This window comes from Pseudomonas sp. P4_D7 (assembly GCF_056401755.1).
On the sequence record NZ_JBFUIR010000072.1, the window covers coordinates 1 to 15,817 of the forward strand.

Consider the following 15,817-nt stretch of genomic DNA (forward strand, 5'->3'; position numbering starts at 1 on the left):
CAAGACACCTCGGTCAGTCCCCTCTCCTGAGGGAGAGGGAGCCGATTTGCGGATATTGTGGAAGTTCGCCGAAATGAAAGTGCGGTACCGAATCCACAATCGCCTCGACCTCTCAGGTCGATGTATAGCGCAAGACACCTCGGTCAGTCCCCTCTCCCTCCGGGAGAGGGTTAGGGTGAGGGCAAGCCGCTAAACCAACCTCAAGCCGAAGGGTGCAACGCTACAATCATGTCCACTTCAATCGCCGCGTTCTTCGGTAACTGATACACACCGACCGTGGTGCGCGTGTGCCGGCCGGCATCGCCGAGTACATGACTGAACACGTCCGAGGCACCGTTGGCCACTTCACTCAGGTCAACGAAGTCCGGCGTCGACTTCACGTAAACAGTGACCCGCAACAACGCTTTGATCTTGTCCAGCGAACCGACGGCATCGACGATCAGCGCCAGGCAACGCATCGCACTGATGCTCGCAGCGGCTTGCGCATCCTTGAGGTTCAACTCCAGGCCGACACGCCCCGGGTACTGAATCTTGCCGTTAGTGCGCGGCACCATGCCGCTGATGTACAGCTCATCATGATGACGGATCAGCGGCGCGTAATTGCCGCCGGCGGTGTTCTCACCATAAATGTCGTAGTTCAGCTCTTGGGCCAGGGCAATAAAACGCTCGTCGCAGGTCATCCTCTCAGTCATTTCGCCCAGCCTTATGATCAGTGCATGAAGAACCGCAGGTTAAGACAGATGATTGCCGGAGATTCGATTTGTGGCAGGCCATCGACATAGTTGGATCCAAATCTAGGTGTTTCACGAAGTGATAGCAACCGGCCGCTAAGGCATCCTTCGCCACATTTTCACGGTGAGCCGCCATCTCTGCGACGCCCTGCATTAACTCCGCAAACAGATCGCGCTTTTTCATCCAAACCTGCCCCATTAGAAAATAGCCCCTGGGATCCTAACTAATGAAAAGTTTTCTGAAGGTAGGAAATCTCTTTATAAGCAGACAGTCGTTTCCCAAAGACACGCTCAACCTTGAATAGCACCCAACAAAAAACCCCGCACATCTCTCAATGTGCGGGGTTCTTCTTCAAGCCTCGAACCTTACGGCGCGTACGTCAGCAGCAACTCTGCAGGCACCTTGAAGTCCAGGGACATCATGACGCTCAACGCAGTGATGGTGAAGATCGAGAACACGAACAGCTTGCGTGCCCAGACCGTGTCATCCACTGCCTTGTAGCCGGTCCAGGCCATGTACAACCAGTACATGCCCATGGCCGCAGCCACCGCGAGATAGCTCATGCCAGCGTAACCGCTGAAGGTCAGCATCAAGGTCGCTACGAGGAACGCCAGGATGTAGAGCAGGATGTGCTTCTTGGCCACTTGGATCCCGCGCTTCACTGGCAACACCGGAATCGATGCGGCCAGGTAATCGTTGAAGCGGAAGATCGCGATGGCGTAGGAATGCGGCATCTGCCACAGGCTGAACATCACCAGCAACGTCAGCGCGGCCATGTCGAAGCTGTTGGTTACGGCAACGTAACCGATCACTGGCGGCATGGCGCCCGACAGACTGCCCACCAGCGTGCCGTGAACCGACTTGCGCTTGAGGTACAGGCTGTAGAAGCCGACGTAGATGATGAAGCCGATCACCGCGAACAAAGCGGCCAACGGGTTGGCCACCTTGTACAACAACGCAACGCCGAGAACACCAAGGATGGTCGCGTAGACCAGTGCCAGTTTCAGGGAGATCAAGCCCTGCACCAGCACCCGGTTTTTAGTGCGTTCCATCTTCAGGTCGATGTCGCGGTCGATGCAGTTGTTGAACACGCAACCGGAGGCAACAACCAGGGATGTACCGATCATGGCAGCCAGAAACACCGCCAGATCCACATGCCCTTTCGAGGCCAGGAAAAACCCGCCTGCCACAGAAAGCACGTTACCGAAAATGATCCCCGGTTTGGTGATTTGGATAAAGTGCTTGAGCGACATCGGGTCTTACCTCACTTCGCCATCATGTAGGTGTGGATGCTGAACATGATCCACAACGACAGGCCAACCAGCAGCACGATCACAATGGCCGTAAAGACAAACGCGATCACGTTGTTACGCTGAGCAATGGAGCGGTCCAGGTGCAGGAAGTAATACAGGTGAACAATCACCTGGATTACTGCGAACAGCAGAACGATTGCCAGCGTGGTGGCCTTCGGCAGGCTCGGGTACATCACCAGACCGAATGGAATCACGGTCAGGATCACCGACAGGATGAAGCCAATGGCGTACGACTTTACGCTGCCGTGGCCAGCATCATGGCTGTCATGGGAGTGTGCATTAGCCATTACAGAGTCCCCATCAGGTAAACAACGGTGAATACGCAGATCCACACCACGTCCAGGAAGTGCCAGAACAGGCTCAGGCAGCTCAGACGGGTCTTGTTGGTCGCCGTCAGGCCGTGCTTGTTGACCTGGTACATCATGATGCCCATCCAGATCAGACCCGCAGATACGTGCAGACCGTGGGTACCGACCAGGGTGAAGAACGCGGACAGGAAGCCCGAACGGCTAGGACCGAAGCCCTCGGAGATCAGCAGGTGGAACTCGTTGATCTCCATGGCGATAAAGCCTGCGCCCAGCAGGAAGGTCATGAACAACCAACCCAGAACCTGCTGCTTCTTGCCTTTGAACAACGCCAGCATGGCGAAGCCGTAGGTGATCGAACTGAACAACAGCAGAGCGGTTTCGCCCAGCACATATGGCAGTTCGAAGATGTCGTGGCCCGACGGGCCACCGGCAACGTTGTTTACCAGTACTGCGTACACCGCGAAGATCGACGCAAACAGAATGCAGTCGGTCATCAGGTAGAGCCAGAAACCGTATACGGTCATCTCGCCCGAGTCGTGGTGATGGTCATCGTGCCCATGGTCACCATGGGCGTGTCCAACATTGGTCACTAAGTTCGACATGGTTTAAGCCTGTTCCAACGAGGTTTCAACACGGGTGGCACCGGCCGGGATTTTCCCTGCCGCGACCAGACGCTTGTGCTGCTCGGCTTCGATACGCTCGATCGTTTCAACCGGAACCATATAGCCCTGGTCGTCACGTGCAGCGTGGATCACGAAGTAGATGACGGTGCCGGCCAGGCTGGCGATCGCCAACCACCAGATGTGCCAGATCATCGCGAAACCGAAGACGGTCAACAGTGCGCCCATCACCACGCCAGTGGCGGTGTTGTTCGGCATGTGGATCGGCTCGTACTTGGCCGGACGCTGGTACGCAGTACCGTTTTCCTTGGCTTCGGTGAACGGGTCGATGCAGTCAGCCTTAGGCAGCACAGCAAAGTTGTAGAACGGAGGTGGCGACGAGGTCGACCATTCCAGAGTGTGTGCATTCCACGGGTCACCGTGATCGCAAACGTTCTCTGGCTTGTTGCGGTCGCGCACACTGACGTACAGCTGGATCAGCTGGCAGGCGATACCGACAGCGATCATCACCGCACCGAACATGGCAACGTACAGGTACGGTACCCACTCAGGGTTGGTGGTGGCGTTCAGACGACGGGTCATGCCCATGAAGCCCAGTGCATAGAGCGGCATGAACGCGACAAAGAAGCCCGAGATCCAGAACCAGAACGCTGCTTTACCCCAGCCTTCGTGCAGCTTGAAGCCGAACGCTTTGGGGAAGTAGAACGCGAAACCAGCGATGTAACCGAATACCGCACCGCCGATGATCACGTTGTGGAAGTGCGCGATCACGAACAGGCTGTTGTGCAGAACGAAGTCAGCACCCGGGATGGCCAGCAGTACGCCGGTCATGCCGCCGATGGCGAAGGTYACCATGAAGCCCAGAGTCCACAGAACCTGGCTGGTGAAGCGCAGACGGCCCTGGTAGATGGTGAACAGCCAGTTGAATAGCTTCACACCCGTCGGGATGGAAATCAGCATCGTCGCCAGACCGAAGAAGGCGTTGACGCTGGCACCCGAACCCATGGTGAAGAAGTGGTGCAGCCAAACCATGAAGCCCAGTACCGAGATCGCGCCCGAGGCGTAGATCATCGAGTGGTGGCCGAACAGTTTCTTGCCGGTGAACGCCGAGATCACTTCCGAGAAGATGCCGAATGCCGGCAGGATCAGGATGTAAACCTCAGGGTGGCCCCAGGCCCAGAACAGGTTGACGTACATCATTGGATTGCCACCAAGTTCATTGGTGAAAATGTGGAAATCCATGTAACGGTCAAGGGTCAGCAGTGCCAGGGTAGCGGTCAGGATCGGGAACGAAGCCACGATCAGAACGTTTGCCCAGGTGCAGGTCCAGGTGAAGATCGGCATGTCCATCAGTTTCATGCCAGGGGTACGCATTTTCAGTACGGTCGCGAGGAAGTTAACCCCCGTTAGCGTCGTACCTAACCCGGATAGCTGTAGCGCCCAGATGTAGTAGTCCATGCCCACGCCAGGGCTGTATTGCAGACCCGACAGTGGTGGATAGGCAACCCAACCGGTCTTGGCGAATTCGCCGACGCCCAGGGACAGGTTGATCAGCACTACGCCGGATACCAGCAGCCAGAAGCTCAGGGAGTTCAGGAACGGGAACGCAACGTCACGCGCGCCGATCTGCAGCGGCACTGCAAGGTTCATCAGGCCGGTGAAGAATGGCATCGCCATGAAGATGATCATGATCACACCGTGAGCGGTGAAGATCTGGTCATAGTGTTCAGGTGGCAGGTAGCCAGGCGAACCCTCGGTGGCCATGGCCAACTGGGTACGCATCATGATGGCGTCGGCAAAACCGCGCAGCAGCATGACCATGGCGACGATGATGTACATCACGCCGATTTTCTTGTGGTCAACCGAAGTCAGCCACTCGGTCCACAAGTAGGTCCACTTCTTGAAGTAGGTGATTGCAGCGAACAGCGCCAGACCACCGAGGGCGATCATGGCGATGGTCACCATCACGATCGGCTCGTGGAATGGGACTGCTTCCCAACTTAATTTACCAAACATCGTTTACTCCTCTGCCCCGGCAGCTGAATGCGAACTCGAGTCAATTTCCGTGGCCGCCACTTCTTTCTCTTTCTTCTCGTGCTTCAGCGGCTTGCCCGGCTTCATACCTTCGTACTTGTCGACGATGATCTGGAACTGGTTCGGCGTGACCGAGGAGTAGAGCTCGACTGGGTTGTTCTGGCTCGGTTTGGCAAGGGCCGCGTATTCAGCTTGATCAAGCTGTTTAGGTGACTTCTTGACTTCACTTACCCAGGCGTCGAAATCTTCCTGAGTGGTGGAGATAGCCTTGAATTTCATACCGGTGAAACCCGCGCCGCTGTAGTTGGCGGAGATACCGTCCATTTCAGCGTTACGGTCAGCGATCAGGTGCAGCTTGGTCTGCATGCCCGCCATCGCGTAGATCTGGCCGCCCAGACCCGGGATGAAGAACGAGTTCATCACAGCGTCAGAGGTGATCTTGAAGTTGATTGGCGTGTGCGCCGGGAACACGATCTTGTTGACCGTGGCGATGCCTTGTTCCGGGTAGATGAACAGCCACTTCCAGTCCAGCGCAACGACTTCGATGGTCACTGGCTTGACGTCGGATTGAATCGGACGATACGGGTCCAGTTCGTGGGTCGAAATGTAGGTGATGTAACCCAGGGCAATGATGATCAGGACCGGGATGGTCCAGACTGCCACTTCGATTTTGGTCGAGTGCGACCATTTCGGGGTGTAGACGGCGTTCTTGTTCGACGCGCGGTACTTCCAGGCGAACAGGAAGGTCATGACGATAACCGGCACAACGACCAACAGCATCAGCAGGGTCGCGGTGATGATCAGGTTTCGCTGTTCCAGGCCAACCTGGCCCGTTGGATTGAGCAAGGTCATGTTGCAGCCTCCCAGCAACAACGTGCCGAGCAGCGGCACTAGGCCTAGTAATCTGGGGTACCTGTTTTTACTCATCTCACGACCTCTAAAGCAGCTTGCGCAATGCAGTTGGGTTTTGATCGCCAACACTTCACCCTGCCAAGGGTTGGCATTTTCTTTGGATTGAATAAGGGCCGCCCGTCGCGCGTCAGACGCTCGACAAAACCTGGGACAGCGGTCAGTTCTTATTCGAATTCGTGGTCAAAGGCCTTGTTACAGACCAATTCCATTTGGTGCGGAAAGTTGGAAGGCACCGACACCTGGGTGTCTTGAAAGCCTTTCGACTCACTCGACACCCGACTTTCTGCGCAGCGCCTTAATAAAAAAGCGTTCCTTAATAAAGGCTGAACAGTGCCGGGAATTCAGTGCGGGCGATTGTAGATAGGTAGCGCCCTATACACCATGTCTTATCCCGAAATAATTTTTATCCGTTCGAGCAACAATGCATCGCCATTTTTGCAAAAGTTCCACATGTTATCGAAATAGATTCTCAACAAAAACACCAAAAAATGTAGGTGTACCCGCGTCAGTTCAGACAGCTCCGAAGGCTATTTCCGAACGCTGGAACAGCGCAAAGCCCGATAACCCAAGGCTTTTGGCCATATACCCGCGCTTGTTAAAACTGCCTGCTCTGGCACTCGCGTGCTAAAGCCGAAAAACCCCGAAACTGACCAATCCTTTTTTGTAACAACGGCCGATTCCGCGTCACTCAATGGCCCTGCGACATGGCGCGTGTGACAACATGTCGCACACTTGCCACACCCTTCCTTGCCACCCGTCACGGTGTTTTCACAAACACCGTGAAAAGCAAAACGCCCCGATTGGCTGATCCGCAAATCGAGGCGTTTTCTGTATCGGCCAGACAGCCGATTAGTTGACTCAGCGCAGTGCTTTTCGGTTACGCGAGGTCAGCAGCGGCACCAGGATCACCACCAGCACGAACGCCACCAGTGCCCATTGTGCCAACGACAAGCCAAGGATCGGCGGGTACGGCGTCGAGCAGAAACCGTCAACCTGGAAGCCCAGCGGGAAGATCTTCGCCAGCGGCAGATCATCGACAATCGGCTGCAGCACATCGATGCCGCAACTCACCGCCGGATAGAACTGGGTGTACACGTGATGCCCGGCCACACCGGCCCCGGCAATCGCACAAATCACCACCAGCACCTCGAACACGGTGATGCTGCGACGGGTGCGCATGGCCGCGCCGATGAACGCGAACAGCGCGATCAGCAGCAACGCATAGCGCTGCAAGATGCACAGCGGGCACGGCGCTTCGCCGAGCACGATCTGCATATATAGAGCGCCACCGATCAGCGCCAGGCAGATGATCCCCAACAGCACCAGAAAGCGCCGCTCACGGCCCAACCGAATCGTTTCCTCGCTCATCGCGTTTCCCTTTTATGTCCATGGTTCAACCGGCTCGCGGCTGAAGGTTGTCGCAAGTCTACACCGGGGGAATAAACGATAAAGCGGTTAAGAAACGATTAACCTTGGATCATGTTTCACAAATTCAGACCGCATAACGGCCTTCGCGAGCAAGCTCGCTCCCACTTTGAATTTGCGTCAAACACAAATCCTGTGGGAGCGAGCTTGCTCGCGAAGGTGGCGACTCGGTCTTAAATCATTCCAAAGCCGAAGCCGGCCCGAAGAACTCATAACGGCTTTGTTTCTCCGGCACACCCAGCGCCTTCAGATGACGCTTGATCGCCCCCATGAAACCCTTCGGCCCAAGGAAGTAAGCATCCACATCACGCTGCTGCGGCAACCACTCGCCAAGCTGTGCCTGATCCAGGATCCCGACCTTGTCCGCTGCCGGACTCACACCGTCATCCTCGGCGTAGCAATAAAAACGCTTGAGTTGCGGATGACGTTCAGCCAGTTCATCAATCCAGTCGCGGAACGCATGCACGCTGCCATTGCGCGCGCAGTGGATAAAGTGCACCGGACGCTCGGTTTCCAGCGCCGCTTCCAGCATCGCCAGAGTCGGCGTGATGCCGACGCCGCCGCTGATCAACACCAATGGCTTGTCGCTCGCGGTCAAGGTGAACTCACCCGAAGGCGGGAACAGCTGAATGCTCGCGCCGACCTGCAATTGATCGTGCAAATGATTGGACGCACGACCACCCGGTTCGCGTTTGACGCTGATGCGGTACTGACCGTTGTTCGCCAGTGCCGACAGCGAGTAGTTGCGGCGGATTTCTTCGCCATCAAGGATCAGCTTCATGCCGATGTATTGACCCGGTTCGGCCGCGAGAATCGGGCCTTTGTCTGCCGGCTCAAAGTAGAACGAAATGATTTCCGCGCTCTCCTCGACCCTGGCCGCGACGATGAACTCACGCGCCCCGCGCCAGCCGCCGACGGCTTGTTCTTTCTGGTCATAGATCGCGGTTTCGGCGCCGATCAGAATGTCCGCCAGTTGACCGTACGCCGCGCCCCAGGCGCTCATCACTTCTGGCGTGGCAATCTCTTCGCCGAGCACTTCGGAAATAGCGCGGAGCAGACAGGCACCGACAATCGGGTAATGCTCCGGAAGAATCTGCAAGGCAACGTGCTTGTTGATGATCTTCGCCACCAGATCACCCAACTGGTCGAGCTGATCGATGTGCCGCGCGTACATCAACACGCCGTTGGCCAAGGCGCGCGGTTGATCACCGCTGGCCTGGTGCGCCTGGTTGAACAGCGGGCGGACTTCAGGGTATTCGGCGAGCATCATGCGGTAGAAGTGAGTGATCAGCGCTTCACCGCCGCTTTCCAGCAGAGGCACGGTGGATTTGACGATGGCACGATCCTGAACGCTAAGCATAAGGTTGACTCCTGAGCTTCTTTGAAAAGTTACCTTAGGGTTATCAGATTCCGTGCCAATTTATTTTTTCAAATAAATCAATAACTTAATAACTATGTAGTCATAACGACCCAAAGGCCTTTATAGTCATCCCGACTACATCTTGTCTCTTTGACTACAAGACCATGACCGCCAAATCCCTGCTCACCGCCCTGTTGCCCTTAGTTTCCGATTTGTCCCGCGAACTGCCCGAGGGCGAGCGTTATCGACGCCTGCTCGAAGCCATGCGCGCCCTGCTGCCCTGCGATGCCGCTGCATTGTTGCGCCTCGACGGCGAATCGCTGGTGCCGCTGGCCGTGGACGGTTTAAGTACGGACACCCTCGGTCGGCGCTTCAAAGTCAGCGAGCACCCGCGTTTCGAAATTCTCCTCAGCGGAGCCGAACCCACGCGCTTCGCCGCCGACAGCGACTTGCCCGATCCTTATGACGGTCTCGTCGACGGACTCGACGAGCATCTGGAGGTTCACGATTGCCTCGGCTGTCCTTTATTTGTCGATGAAAAACTCTGGGGCCTGATCACCCTCGACGCTCTCGACCCCGAGCGTTTCGAACCGATCGAACTCGACGCCCTGCAAGCCTTCGCCAGCCTCGCCTCGGCCACGGTCAACGCCGCCGAACGTATAGAACGTCTGGCCAATCGCGCAGAAGACGAGCACCAGCGCGCCGAGGTTTATCGTCAGGCCAGCGGCCAGCAGAACCGCGAAATGATCGGCCAGAGCAAGGCGCTGAAAAAACTGGTGGAGGAAATCAATCTGGTCGGCGGCAGCGATCTGACGGTGTTGATTACCGGGGAAACCGGCGTCGGCAAAGAACTGGTCGCCCAAGCGATTCACGCCGCCTCGCCCCGTGCCGAAAAACCAATCATCAGCCTCAACTGCGCCGCGCTGCCCGACACGCTGGTAGAAAGCGAACTGTTCGGCCACGTGCGCGGTGCCTTCACCGGCGCCACCAGCGATCGACGCGGCAAGTTCGAACTGGCCAATGGCGGCACGCTGTTTCTCGATGAAGTCGGCGAGTTATCGCTGACCGTGCAGGCGAAATTATTGCGCGTTTTGCAGAGCGGTCAGTTGCAGCGTTTGGGGTCGGACAAGGAGCATCAGGTCGATGTGCGTCTGATTGCAGCGACCAACCGCGACCTCGCCGAAGAAGTGCGCAGCGGTCGCTATCGTGCCGACTTCTACCATCGCCTCAGCGTCTACCCGTTGCGCGTGCCGGCGCTGCGTGATCGTGGCCGCGATGTGTTGTTGCTCAGCGGCTTCTTTCTTGAGCAGAACCGTTCACGCATGGGTCTCAACAGCCTGCGCCTGAGCAGCGACGCCCAGGAGGCGTTGCTCGCCTACACGTGGCCGGGCAATGTGCGTGAACTGGAACACTTGATCGGGCGCAGTGCGTTGAAGGCGCTGGGCAACTGCAAGGTGCGGCCGAAGATTCTCAGTTTGAGCGCGGCGGATCTGGATTTACCGCGCGAGGTTGTGGATAACTCGGTTGAGGCGGTTGCCGGAGTTGTGGCTGAGATACCGCTGATCAGCGGGGATCTGCGCAGTGCGACCGAGCAGTATCAGCGGCGCTTGATCAGTGCGGCGCTGGAACGCAATCAGGATAACTGGGCGAGTGCGGCGCGGGAGTTGGGGTTGGATCGGGCGAATCTTGGGCGTATGGCCAAACGACTAGGCATGAAGAGCTAAAAGCACACCCTCACCCTAGCCCTCTCCCGGAGGGAGAGGGGACCGACCCGGGGATGCTTAAGAAACACGCAGACCTGAATCTGCTTTACCGAATCCATAATCGACTCGGTCGTTCAGGTCGATATACAACGCCAGACACCTCGGTCGGCCCCCTCTACCTCTGGGAGAGGGCTGGGGTGAGGGGCAGTGATAGAGAGAACAGCGATCAACTCAAGCCGACCACCCGACAACTAACCTAAAGCCCACCCCTTTAACGCCGATAACCCGGCATCAATAGTTTTTGGCGATTTGCACCCTCGCCCACCACCTTTCCACAGAAGGTTCATATGTCCTCCACCAAAGCCCGCGCAGACTCACTTTCGCTTCTGCTGTTTACCTTGCGCAGCGGCAAGCTGATGGCGATCAACCTGCTGAAAGTCAGTGAAATCATCCCCTGCCCGCCGCTGACCAAGCTGCCGGAGTCGCACCCGCACGTGAAAGGCATCGCCACCCTGCGCGGTGCTTCGCTGTCGGTGATCGACCTCAGCCGCGCCATCGGCGAACGCCCGCTGGAAGACCCGAACGGCGGCTGCCTGATCGTCACCGACGTCAGCCGCTCCAAGCAGGGCCTGCATGTACAAGCGGTGAGCAAAATCGTCCACTGCCTGACCACCGACATCAAACCGCCGCCGTTCGGTTCCGGCGGCTCGCGTGCCTACATCACCGGCGTGACCTCGGTGGACGGCACGCTGGTGCAGGTGCTGGATATCGAAAAGGTTATCCACAGCATCGCCCCGGCGCAGATCGAAATGGCCCCGACCGACCTGACCATGGAAGATGCCGAGGTGCTCGGCAACGCACGCATCCTGGTGGTCGACGACAGCCAGGTGGCGCTGCAGCAATCGGTGCACACCCTGCGCAACCTCGGCCTGCAATGCCACACCGCACGCAGCGCCAAGGAAGCCATCGACTGCCTGCTCGACCTGCAAGGCACGGCGCAGCAGATCAACCTGATCGTCTCCGACATCGAAATGTCCGAGATGGACGGCTACGCCTTCACCCGTACCCTGCGCGAGACTCCGGACTTCGCCCATTTGTACGTGCTGCTGCACACCTCGCTCGACAGCGCGATGAACAGCGAAAAAGCGCGCCTGGCCGGGGCGAACGGTGTGCTGACCAAGTTCTCCTCTCCAGAACTGACCCACTGCCTGATCGAAGCGGCCAAACACGTCGCCGCCCACGGGCACTGAGTCTTGGCCCAGAGGTATTGTTTTTTGATGCGGCGCGATCTGGGCAAGGACGCGCCGGATGCGCCGGATGCGCTTTGGCCTCAAGGCATTGAACTGTGTACGTACTCCGTCGAACTGGCGGCGGACGTGCATGACTTGATGCAACTCGGCTACCGCGAAGGTGGCGGCCGAGTGCCGGCGCTGGACGTTTGGCAGCAGCAGTTGGAAACCGATCCTGAATACGATGCGAGCCTGTGTTTGATTGCCCGTGATGGCGAAGGCGTGGTCGGCGTGGCGCAATGCTGGACCAGCTCGTATATCAAAAATCTGGTGGTGCATCCGCGCATGCAGGGCCGAGGATTAGGCCGGGCGTTGCTGTTCAATGCATTCAAGGTGTTTCAGCAGCGCCGGGAAGGGTTTGTTGATCTGAAAGTGCTGGAGGACAACCAGCGGGCGCAGCGCTTGTATGAAAGTGCCGGGATGTATGTGGTCCGCCGCGAGCTGGTGCCGGACTGATCGACCGTCTTCGCGAGCAGGCTCGCTCCCACCCTGGAATGCATTTCAAACGGTGGGAGCGAGCCTGCTCGCGAAGAGGCCAGTACAGGCAACTTCCCTTCTCAGGCGCACTCCAACCTTGGCCCCCCCAAAACCAAGGACGCCCACCATGAAAACTTTCACCGCAAGCCTGCTCTGCCTCACCGCCCTCGCCTCCCAGGCGCACGCCTCCAGCCCCGACGCCTGGGCCGCCTACGACAAAACCGTACTCGCCAGTTGCAGCAAAGCCAGCGGCCTGAAAAACGCCAAACCGGTCGGCACCCCCGCACAATTCGATGACCGCGTCGGCTACACCGCCGTGTTGCTGCAAGGCCAATACCCGCAGAAACACATGAAAGGTCAGCAAGGCACCGAACTGTGTCTGTACAACAAACAGTCGAAAACCGCCTTCGTCACCGAGTGGGATTCGATCCGCCCGCCCGTTAAAACCAAGTGAATGGCGCATAACTTGCTTCGATCCAGTTCTGTGCGGTGGTTTTCCGCCACCGTTTCACACCCTGATTGAAGACAGATCGCTCAATGAATACGACGTTTTCCTGCGTAGGCTGCGGCAAATGCTGCACCGATCACCATGTCCCGCTGACCCTGACCGAAGCCCGCATGTGGGCGGCGGATGGCGGTCAGGTGATCGTGCTGGTCGAGGCATTTCTCGGTAATGGCCTGGGTTTGCCGGCGCAGCAGCGGGAACATGCCGAACGGCGCTCAGCGCTCGTTCGCAGCGGCGCGGCAGACGCCCATGTGGCGATCACTTTCGCCGCGTACAACGTCGGCCCCTGTCGGAATCTTGACGAAGACAAGTTGTGCCGGATCTACGAGCGACGGCCGTTGGTGTGCCGCATTTATCCGGCAGAAATCAATCCGCATATCCCGCTCAACCCTGCCGCCAAGGATTGTCCGCCGGAGTCCTGGCAACAGGGGCCGGTGTTGATTGCCGGCGGTGAGTTGGTGGATCAGGAACTGGTGGAGTTGATTCAGCGCTCGCGCCAGGCCGATCGGGATGACATCGGCATCAAGGACGCGATTTGCGCGATGCTCGGGATTCGCACCACAGCGCTGAAGGGAGACGGGTTTACTGCGTACTTGCCGAATATGAGTGCTTTTGCTTCGGTGATTGATCAGGTCACCGCGCAACCGCTGACGACTCCGAGTGAGTGGGTGTTTCATGTGTCCGGGGATGATGTTGCCGGGCAAGTGCTGGCGGCCGGGGCACAGGTGGTGACTGAGCCGGCGCAGACGTATGCGTTTATCTCGCTGCGCGCGGCTTGATCCAGATTCTTAAGCGCCTATCCGGGCCTCTTCGCGAGCAAGCTCGCTCCCACAGAGATTGTGTCGTGCACGAATTTTATGAACGACTGAAAAACCTGTGGGAGCGAGCTTGCTCGCAAAGACGCCGGCCCGGACAATCTCAATCGCGGATCTGCCGCCGCGCCCAGAACTCCCGCGCCAGCAACCTTAAATCACCGGCCAACCCCGCCACGTCCTCGGAGTTGCGCTGACTCTGCCGCCCCTCATCCAGCGCCACATCGACGTTGCGACCGGTCACCGGGAGATTGATCTTCATGGGATAGCGCGAATAAAACTCAGCGCTTGCCCATCGAACGACGGGTGCCCGGCGGCGCCATGCCCGGGGTCTTGGTGTGGCCGTTCTTGGCGCCGTTCTTGTACCACGGCTGGTTCGAGCCTTTGGCAGAAGCTAGTTCGCCCGGTTTGAACGGAAATTTGAACGCCGGGATATCGGCTTTGGTTTCGCTGGTATCGGCCAGTTCAGCCGAGACATCGCTCACAGCGTCGTCAACCGGCGGCAGGGTCGGGGAAGTCATAAAAGCTCCGGAAAGCAAAAAGTCGGGCCCGATCAGTGAGCCGCGAAGGCGCGCAGTATACCTGTGCGCCATGGCTCGGCACCTGAAGATTTGCAGCGCACGCCGAACGGTTTACAGGTAGGTGATGGTGACGATGCCTTTGTCGGCCGAGGTCTTCAGCGCTTCATAGCGCATGGAAATCGGCAGCGACTGATGGCTACAGGCGTTGCGCTCAGTGTCGACATCGACTTTCACGCCGGGCTTGATTTCAATCTGGCGAGACTCACGAGCAACAAACGCCCCGACCGGCCCGACCTGACAGCCCGAATCAACGATTTGCCCGGTGAAGCGGATCTCACCGGATTGACTGGCCGGCGCGGCGAACGCTGTGAGTGGAAGCAAGAGAAGCACATACGGCAGAGCGGTTTTCAGCTGCATTTCAAGACACTCCCGGGGTGAGCGGCCCAGAGAACCCGGGCTACACCATGTTATCCGCGTGCTGGGACGGATCTTGAGAAGCATAGTTGGCAAATGGGTCCCGAATAGGGACTGATCGGTCCCTTTTTGGGACCGTTATACCGCCATCGCGAGCAGGCTCACTCCTACAATTGGAATGCGTTTTAACTGTGGGAGCCAGCCTGCTGGCGATGAACGATGACGCGGTGTTCAACCCTGCGGATCAACCCGATCCAGCGCCCGGTTTACCGCCAGCTCGGCGAGCATGACGATCTGCTGGATCGCCAGCGCCGTACTGCGCTGCGGGCGACTGAGCTGATCGGCCAGATCACCGGCCATGACATTGGCTGAAGCCAGCGATTCGCAGGCGTGGGCAAGCAGGCTTTCGGTATCGATGTTCGGGTGAATGAGGAACATCGTACTGGGCTGACGCGGTTTGACCGGTTCGGGGCAAAGGTAGAAATCGAGCGCGCGCTTGATGGCTTCGCGGGTTTTGATCTGGTCGTCGGCGCGGATGGCGTCTTCGAGTGGGGTGGTGGGATCGTTGGGTGGATCGGGTACGGGCTTAGTCATTTACTCAGTCCTCACTGATTGGAGCCAACAATTACCGTTTCTCACGCGGCGAATTGGGTGGCAGCTACGTACGGGGTGAGAAACCGGGCAAGGACCAGTAAAACCTCCGGCCGGACCGAAGTCCGCCCGTACATAGCCGCCATAAAAATGCAGGCAGCAATCAGCTGGCGCCGATTATGACGGTACTGGTATTGGAATAATACTTAGCCCGGGTTCTCACACCCGATCACCGAGTTTTCGGCGACAGCCAAAGACTAGAGAGCGCACGTCCGACGGACAACCTGAAAACCTTGTGGGAAGGTTCTGGTTATTTGACACAAATTTAAACAGCCAAAAGCCAACCCTCACCCTAGCCCTCTCCCAAAGGGAGAGGGGACTGACCGAGGTGTTTGGCAGAGCTACGCCGACGTGCGATACCGTGTTGAACTCAGGTTTTGAAACAGATCAAAAGCCCCYCACCCTGGCCCTCCCCCGGAGGTAGAGGGGACTGACCGTGGTGTTTGGTAGAAGCACGCCGACGTGAAATACCGGGTCGAACTCAGATTCTGAAACAGATCAAAAGCCCCTCACCCTAACCCTCTCCCGGAGGGAGAGGGGACTGACCGTGGTGTTTGGACGAAGTACGCCGACGTGAAATACCGAGCTGAACGCAGATTCTGAAACAGATCAAAAGCCCCTCACCCTAGCCCTCTCCCGGAGGGAGAGGGAACTGACCGCGTGGACTGGAAGAGATACGCCGACGTGCAATTCCGCGTTGAACTCAGATTCTGAAAGGCCCACAAATCGGCTCCCTCTCCT

The 15,817-nt window shown here is 57.8% G+C and carries 17 protein-coding genes; 5 read left to right on the forward strand and 12 right to left on the reverse strand.

Annotated features, from left to right (window positions below; translation table 11 throughout):
* Nucleotides 1-200 precede the first annotated feature (200 nt).
* The 8 genes from AC1DVF_RS27050 to hmpA all read right to left on the reverse strand — a co-directional run bounded on the left by AC1DVF_RS27050 (nucleotide 201) and on the right by hmpA (nucleotide 8,704).
* Nucleotides 201-692, reverse strand: a complete 492-nt coding sequence (locus AC1DVF_RS27050; protein WP_123420133.1) for a RidA family protein — start codon at nucleotides 690-692, stop codon at nucleotides 201-203.
* Between the two features lie 405 nt (nucleotides 693-1,097).
* On the reverse strand, nucleotides 1,098-1,985 hold the full coding sequence (gene cyoE / locus AC1DVF_RS27055; RefSeq protein WP_007916939.1) for a heme o synthase: 888 nt from the start codon (nucleotides 1,983-1,985) through the stop codon (nucleotides 1,098-1,100).
* A gap of 11 nt (nucleotides 1,986-1,996) precedes the next feature.
* Nucleotides 1,997-2,332 carry a cytochrome o ubiquinol oxidase subunit IV gene (gene cyoD, locus AC1DVF_RS27060; protein WP_007916940.1) on the reverse strand — a complete coding sequence of 112 codons (336 nt, stop codon included), beginning with the start codon at nucleotides 2,330-2,332 and terminating at the stop codon, nucleotides 1,997-1,999.
* Nucleotides 2,332-2,955 carry a cytochrome o ubiquinol oxidase subunit III gene (gene cyoC / locus AC1DVF_RS27065; protein WP_034156084.1) on the reverse strand — a complete coding sequence of 208 codons (624 nt, stop codon included), beginning with the start codon at nucleotides 2,953-2,955 and terminating at the stop codon, nucleotides 2,332-2,334. Before cyoC ends, cyoD begins: the two co-directional genes overlap by 1 nt.
* Nucleotides 2,956-2,958: 3 nt before the next feature.
* The gene (cyoB, locus tag AC1DVF_RS27070) at nucleotides 2,959-4,989 is read right to left on the reverse strand and encodes a cytochrome o ubiquinol oxidase subunit I (protein ID WP_007916945.1); all 2,031 of its coding nucleotides are present in this window, start codon (nucleotides 4,987-4,989) and stop codon (nucleotides 2,959-2,961) included.
* Between the two features lie 3 nt (nucleotides 4,990-4,992).
* Complete coding sequence (gene cyoA / locus AC1DVF_RS27075) at nucleotides 4,993-5,934, reverse strand: ubiquinol oxidase subunit II (protein ID WP_007916947.1); 942 nt, start codon at nucleotides 5,932-5,934, stop codon at nucleotides 4,993-4,995.
* 843 nt (nucleotides 5,935-6,777) lie between these two features.
* Entirely contained in the window at nucleotides 6,778-7,287 is a 510-nt protein-coding gene (locus tag AC1DVF_RS27080; protein ID WP_025109264.1) for a disulfide bond formation protein B, read from the reverse strand.
* Between the two features lie 235 nt (nucleotides 7,288-7,522).
* A complete protein-coding gene (gene hmpA, locus AC1DVF_RS27085) occupies nucleotides 7,523-8,704 on the reverse strand; it encodes an NO-inducible flavohemoprotein (RefSeq protein ID WP_320336355.1) in 1,182 nt (393 codons plus the stop codon).
* Between the two features lie 164 nt (nucleotides 8,705-8,868).
* Between hmpA and norR the strand changes: the two genes are divergently transcribed.
* The 5 genes from norR (at nucleotide 8,869) to AC1DVF_RS27110 (ending at nucleotide 13,457) form a co-directional block, all read left to right on the forward strand.
* Entirely contained in the window at nucleotides 8,869-10,428 is a 1,560-nt protein-coding gene (gene norR, locus AC1DVF_RS27090; protein ID WP_477783438.1) for a nitric oxide reductase transcriptional regulator NorR, read from the forward strand.
* A 326-nt stretch (nucleotides 10,429-10,754) separates the two neighbouring features.
* Entirely contained in the window at nucleotides 10,755-11,657 is a 903-nt protein-coding gene (locus AC1DVF_RS27095) for a chemotaxis protein CheV (protein ID WP_008084803.1), read from the forward strand.
* Between the two features lie 27 nt (nucleotides 11,658-11,684).
* The gene (locus tag AC1DVF_RS27100; protein ID WP_477783439.1) at nucleotides 11,685-12,152 is read left to right on the forward strand and encodes a GNAT family N-acetyltransferase; all 468 of its coding nucleotides are present in this window, start codon (nucleotides 11,685-11,687) and stop codon (nucleotides 12,150-12,152) included.
* 148 nt (nucleotides 12,153-12,300) lie between these two features.
* Complete coding sequence (locus tag AC1DVF_RS27105) at nucleotides 12,301-12,627, forward strand: hypothetical protein (RefSeq protein WP_099757132.1); 327 nt, start codon at nucleotides 12,301-12,303, stop codon at nucleotides 12,625-12,627.
* An 83-nt stretch (nucleotides 12,628-12,710) separates the two neighbouring features.
* Complete coding sequence (locus AC1DVF_RS27110; protein ID WP_477783440.1) at nucleotides 12,711-13,457, forward strand: YkgJ family cysteine cluster protein; 747 nt, start codon at nucleotides 12,711-12,713, stop codon at nucleotides 13,455-13,457.
* Nucleotides 13,458-13,596: 139 nt separating this feature from the next.
* On the opposite strand, the gene AC1DVF_RS27115 is transcribed toward AC1DVF_RS27110, so the two are convergent.
* The 4 genes from AC1DVF_RS27115 to AC1DVF_RS27130 all read right to left on the reverse strand — a co-directional run bounded on the left by AC1DVF_RS27115 (nucleotide 13,597) and on the right by AC1DVF_RS27130 (nucleotide 15,019).
* Complete coding sequence (locus AC1DVF_RS27115) at nucleotides 13,597-13,752, reverse strand: hypothetical protein (protein ID WP_257358679.1); 156 nt, start codon at nucleotides 13,750-13,752, stop codon at nucleotides 13,597-13,599.
* Between the two features lie 19 nt (nucleotides 13,753-13,771).
* Nucleotides 13,772-14,011, reverse strand: coding sequence for a hypothetical protein (locus AC1DVF_RS27120; protein ID WP_038362870.1), 240 nt, complete (start codon nucleotides 14,009-14,011; stop codon nucleotides 13,772-13,774).
* A gap of 111 nt (nucleotides 14,012-14,122) precedes the next feature.
* Entirely contained in the window at nucleotides 14,123-14,428 is a 306-nt protein-coding gene (locus tag AC1DVF_RS27125) for a hypothetical protein (RefSeq protein ID WP_093430676.1), read from the reverse strand.
* Between the two features lie 228 nt (nucleotides 14,429-14,656).
* The gene (locus tag AC1DVF_RS27130) at nucleotides 14,657-15,019 is read right to left on the reverse strand and encodes a DUF6124 family protein (RefSeq protein WP_477783441.1); all 363 of its coding nucleotides are present in this window, start codon (nucleotides 15,017-15,019) and stop codon (nucleotides 14,657-14,659) included.
* Nucleotides 15,020-15,817: the final 798 nt, after the last annotated feature.

Coding starts and splice junctions, on each gene's coding strand:
- AC1DVF_RS27050 (WP_123420133.1), bottom strand. CDS start 692: ATGACTGAGAGGATGACCTGCGACGAGCGTTTTATTGCCCTGGCCCAA.
- cyoE (WP_007916939.1), bottom strand. CDS start 1,985: ATGTCGCTCAAGCACTTTATCCAAATCACCAAACCGGGGATCATTTTC.
- cyoD (WP_007916940.1), bottom strand. CDS start 2,332: ATGGCTAATGCACACTCCCATGACAGCCATGATGCTGGCCACGGCAGC.
- cyoC (WP_034156084.1), bottom strand. CDS start 2,955: ATGTCGAACTTAGTGACCAATGTTGGACACGCCCATGGTGACCATGGG.
- cyoA (WP_007916947.1), bottom strand. CDS start 5,934: ATGAGTAAAAACAGGTACCCCAGATTACTAGGCCTAGTGCCGCTGCTC.
- AC1DVF_RS27080 (WP_025109264.1), bottom strand. CDS start 7,287: ATGAGCGAGGAAACGATTCGGTTGGGCCGTGAGCGGCGCTTTCTGGTG.
- hmpA (WP_320336355.1), bottom strand. CDS start 8,704: ATGCTTAGCGTTCAGGATCGTGCCATCGTCAAATCCACCGTGCCTCTG.
- norR (WP_477783438.1), top strand. CDS start 8,869: ATGACCGCCAAATCCCTGCTCACCGCCCTGTTGCCCTTAGTTTCCGAT.
- AC1DVF_RS27095 (WP_008084803.1), top strand. CDS start 10,755: ATGTCCTCCACCAAAGCCCGCGCAGACTCACTTTCGCTTCTGCTGTTT.
- AC1DVF_RS27100 (WP_477783439.1), top strand. CDS start 11,685: ATGCGGCGCGATCTGGGCAAGGACGCGCCGGATGCGCCGGATGCGCTT.
- AC1DVF_RS27105 (WP_099757132.1), top strand. CDS start 12,301: ATGAAAACTTTCACCGCAAGCCTGCTCTGCCTCACCGCCCTCGCCTCC.
- AC1DVF_RS27110 (WP_477783440.1), top strand. CDS start 12,711: ATGAATACGACGTTTTCCTGCGTAGGCTGCGGCAAATGCTGCACCGAT.
- AC1DVF_RS27115 (WP_257358679.1), bottom strand. CDS start 13,752: ATGAAGATCAATCTCCCGGTGACCGGTCGCAACGTCGATGTGGCGCTG.
- AC1DVF_RS27120 (WP_038362870.1), bottom strand. CDS start 14,011: ATGACTTCCCCGACCCTGCCGCCGGTTGACGACGCTGTGAGCGATGTC.
- AC1DVF_RS27125 (WP_093430676.1), bottom strand. CDS start 14,428: ATGCAGCTGAAAACCGCTCTGCCGTATGTGCTTCTCTTGCTTCCACTC.
- AC1DVF_RS27130 (WP_477783441.1), bottom strand. CDS start 15,019: ATGACTAAGCCCGTACCCGATCCACCCAACGATCCCACCACCCCACTC.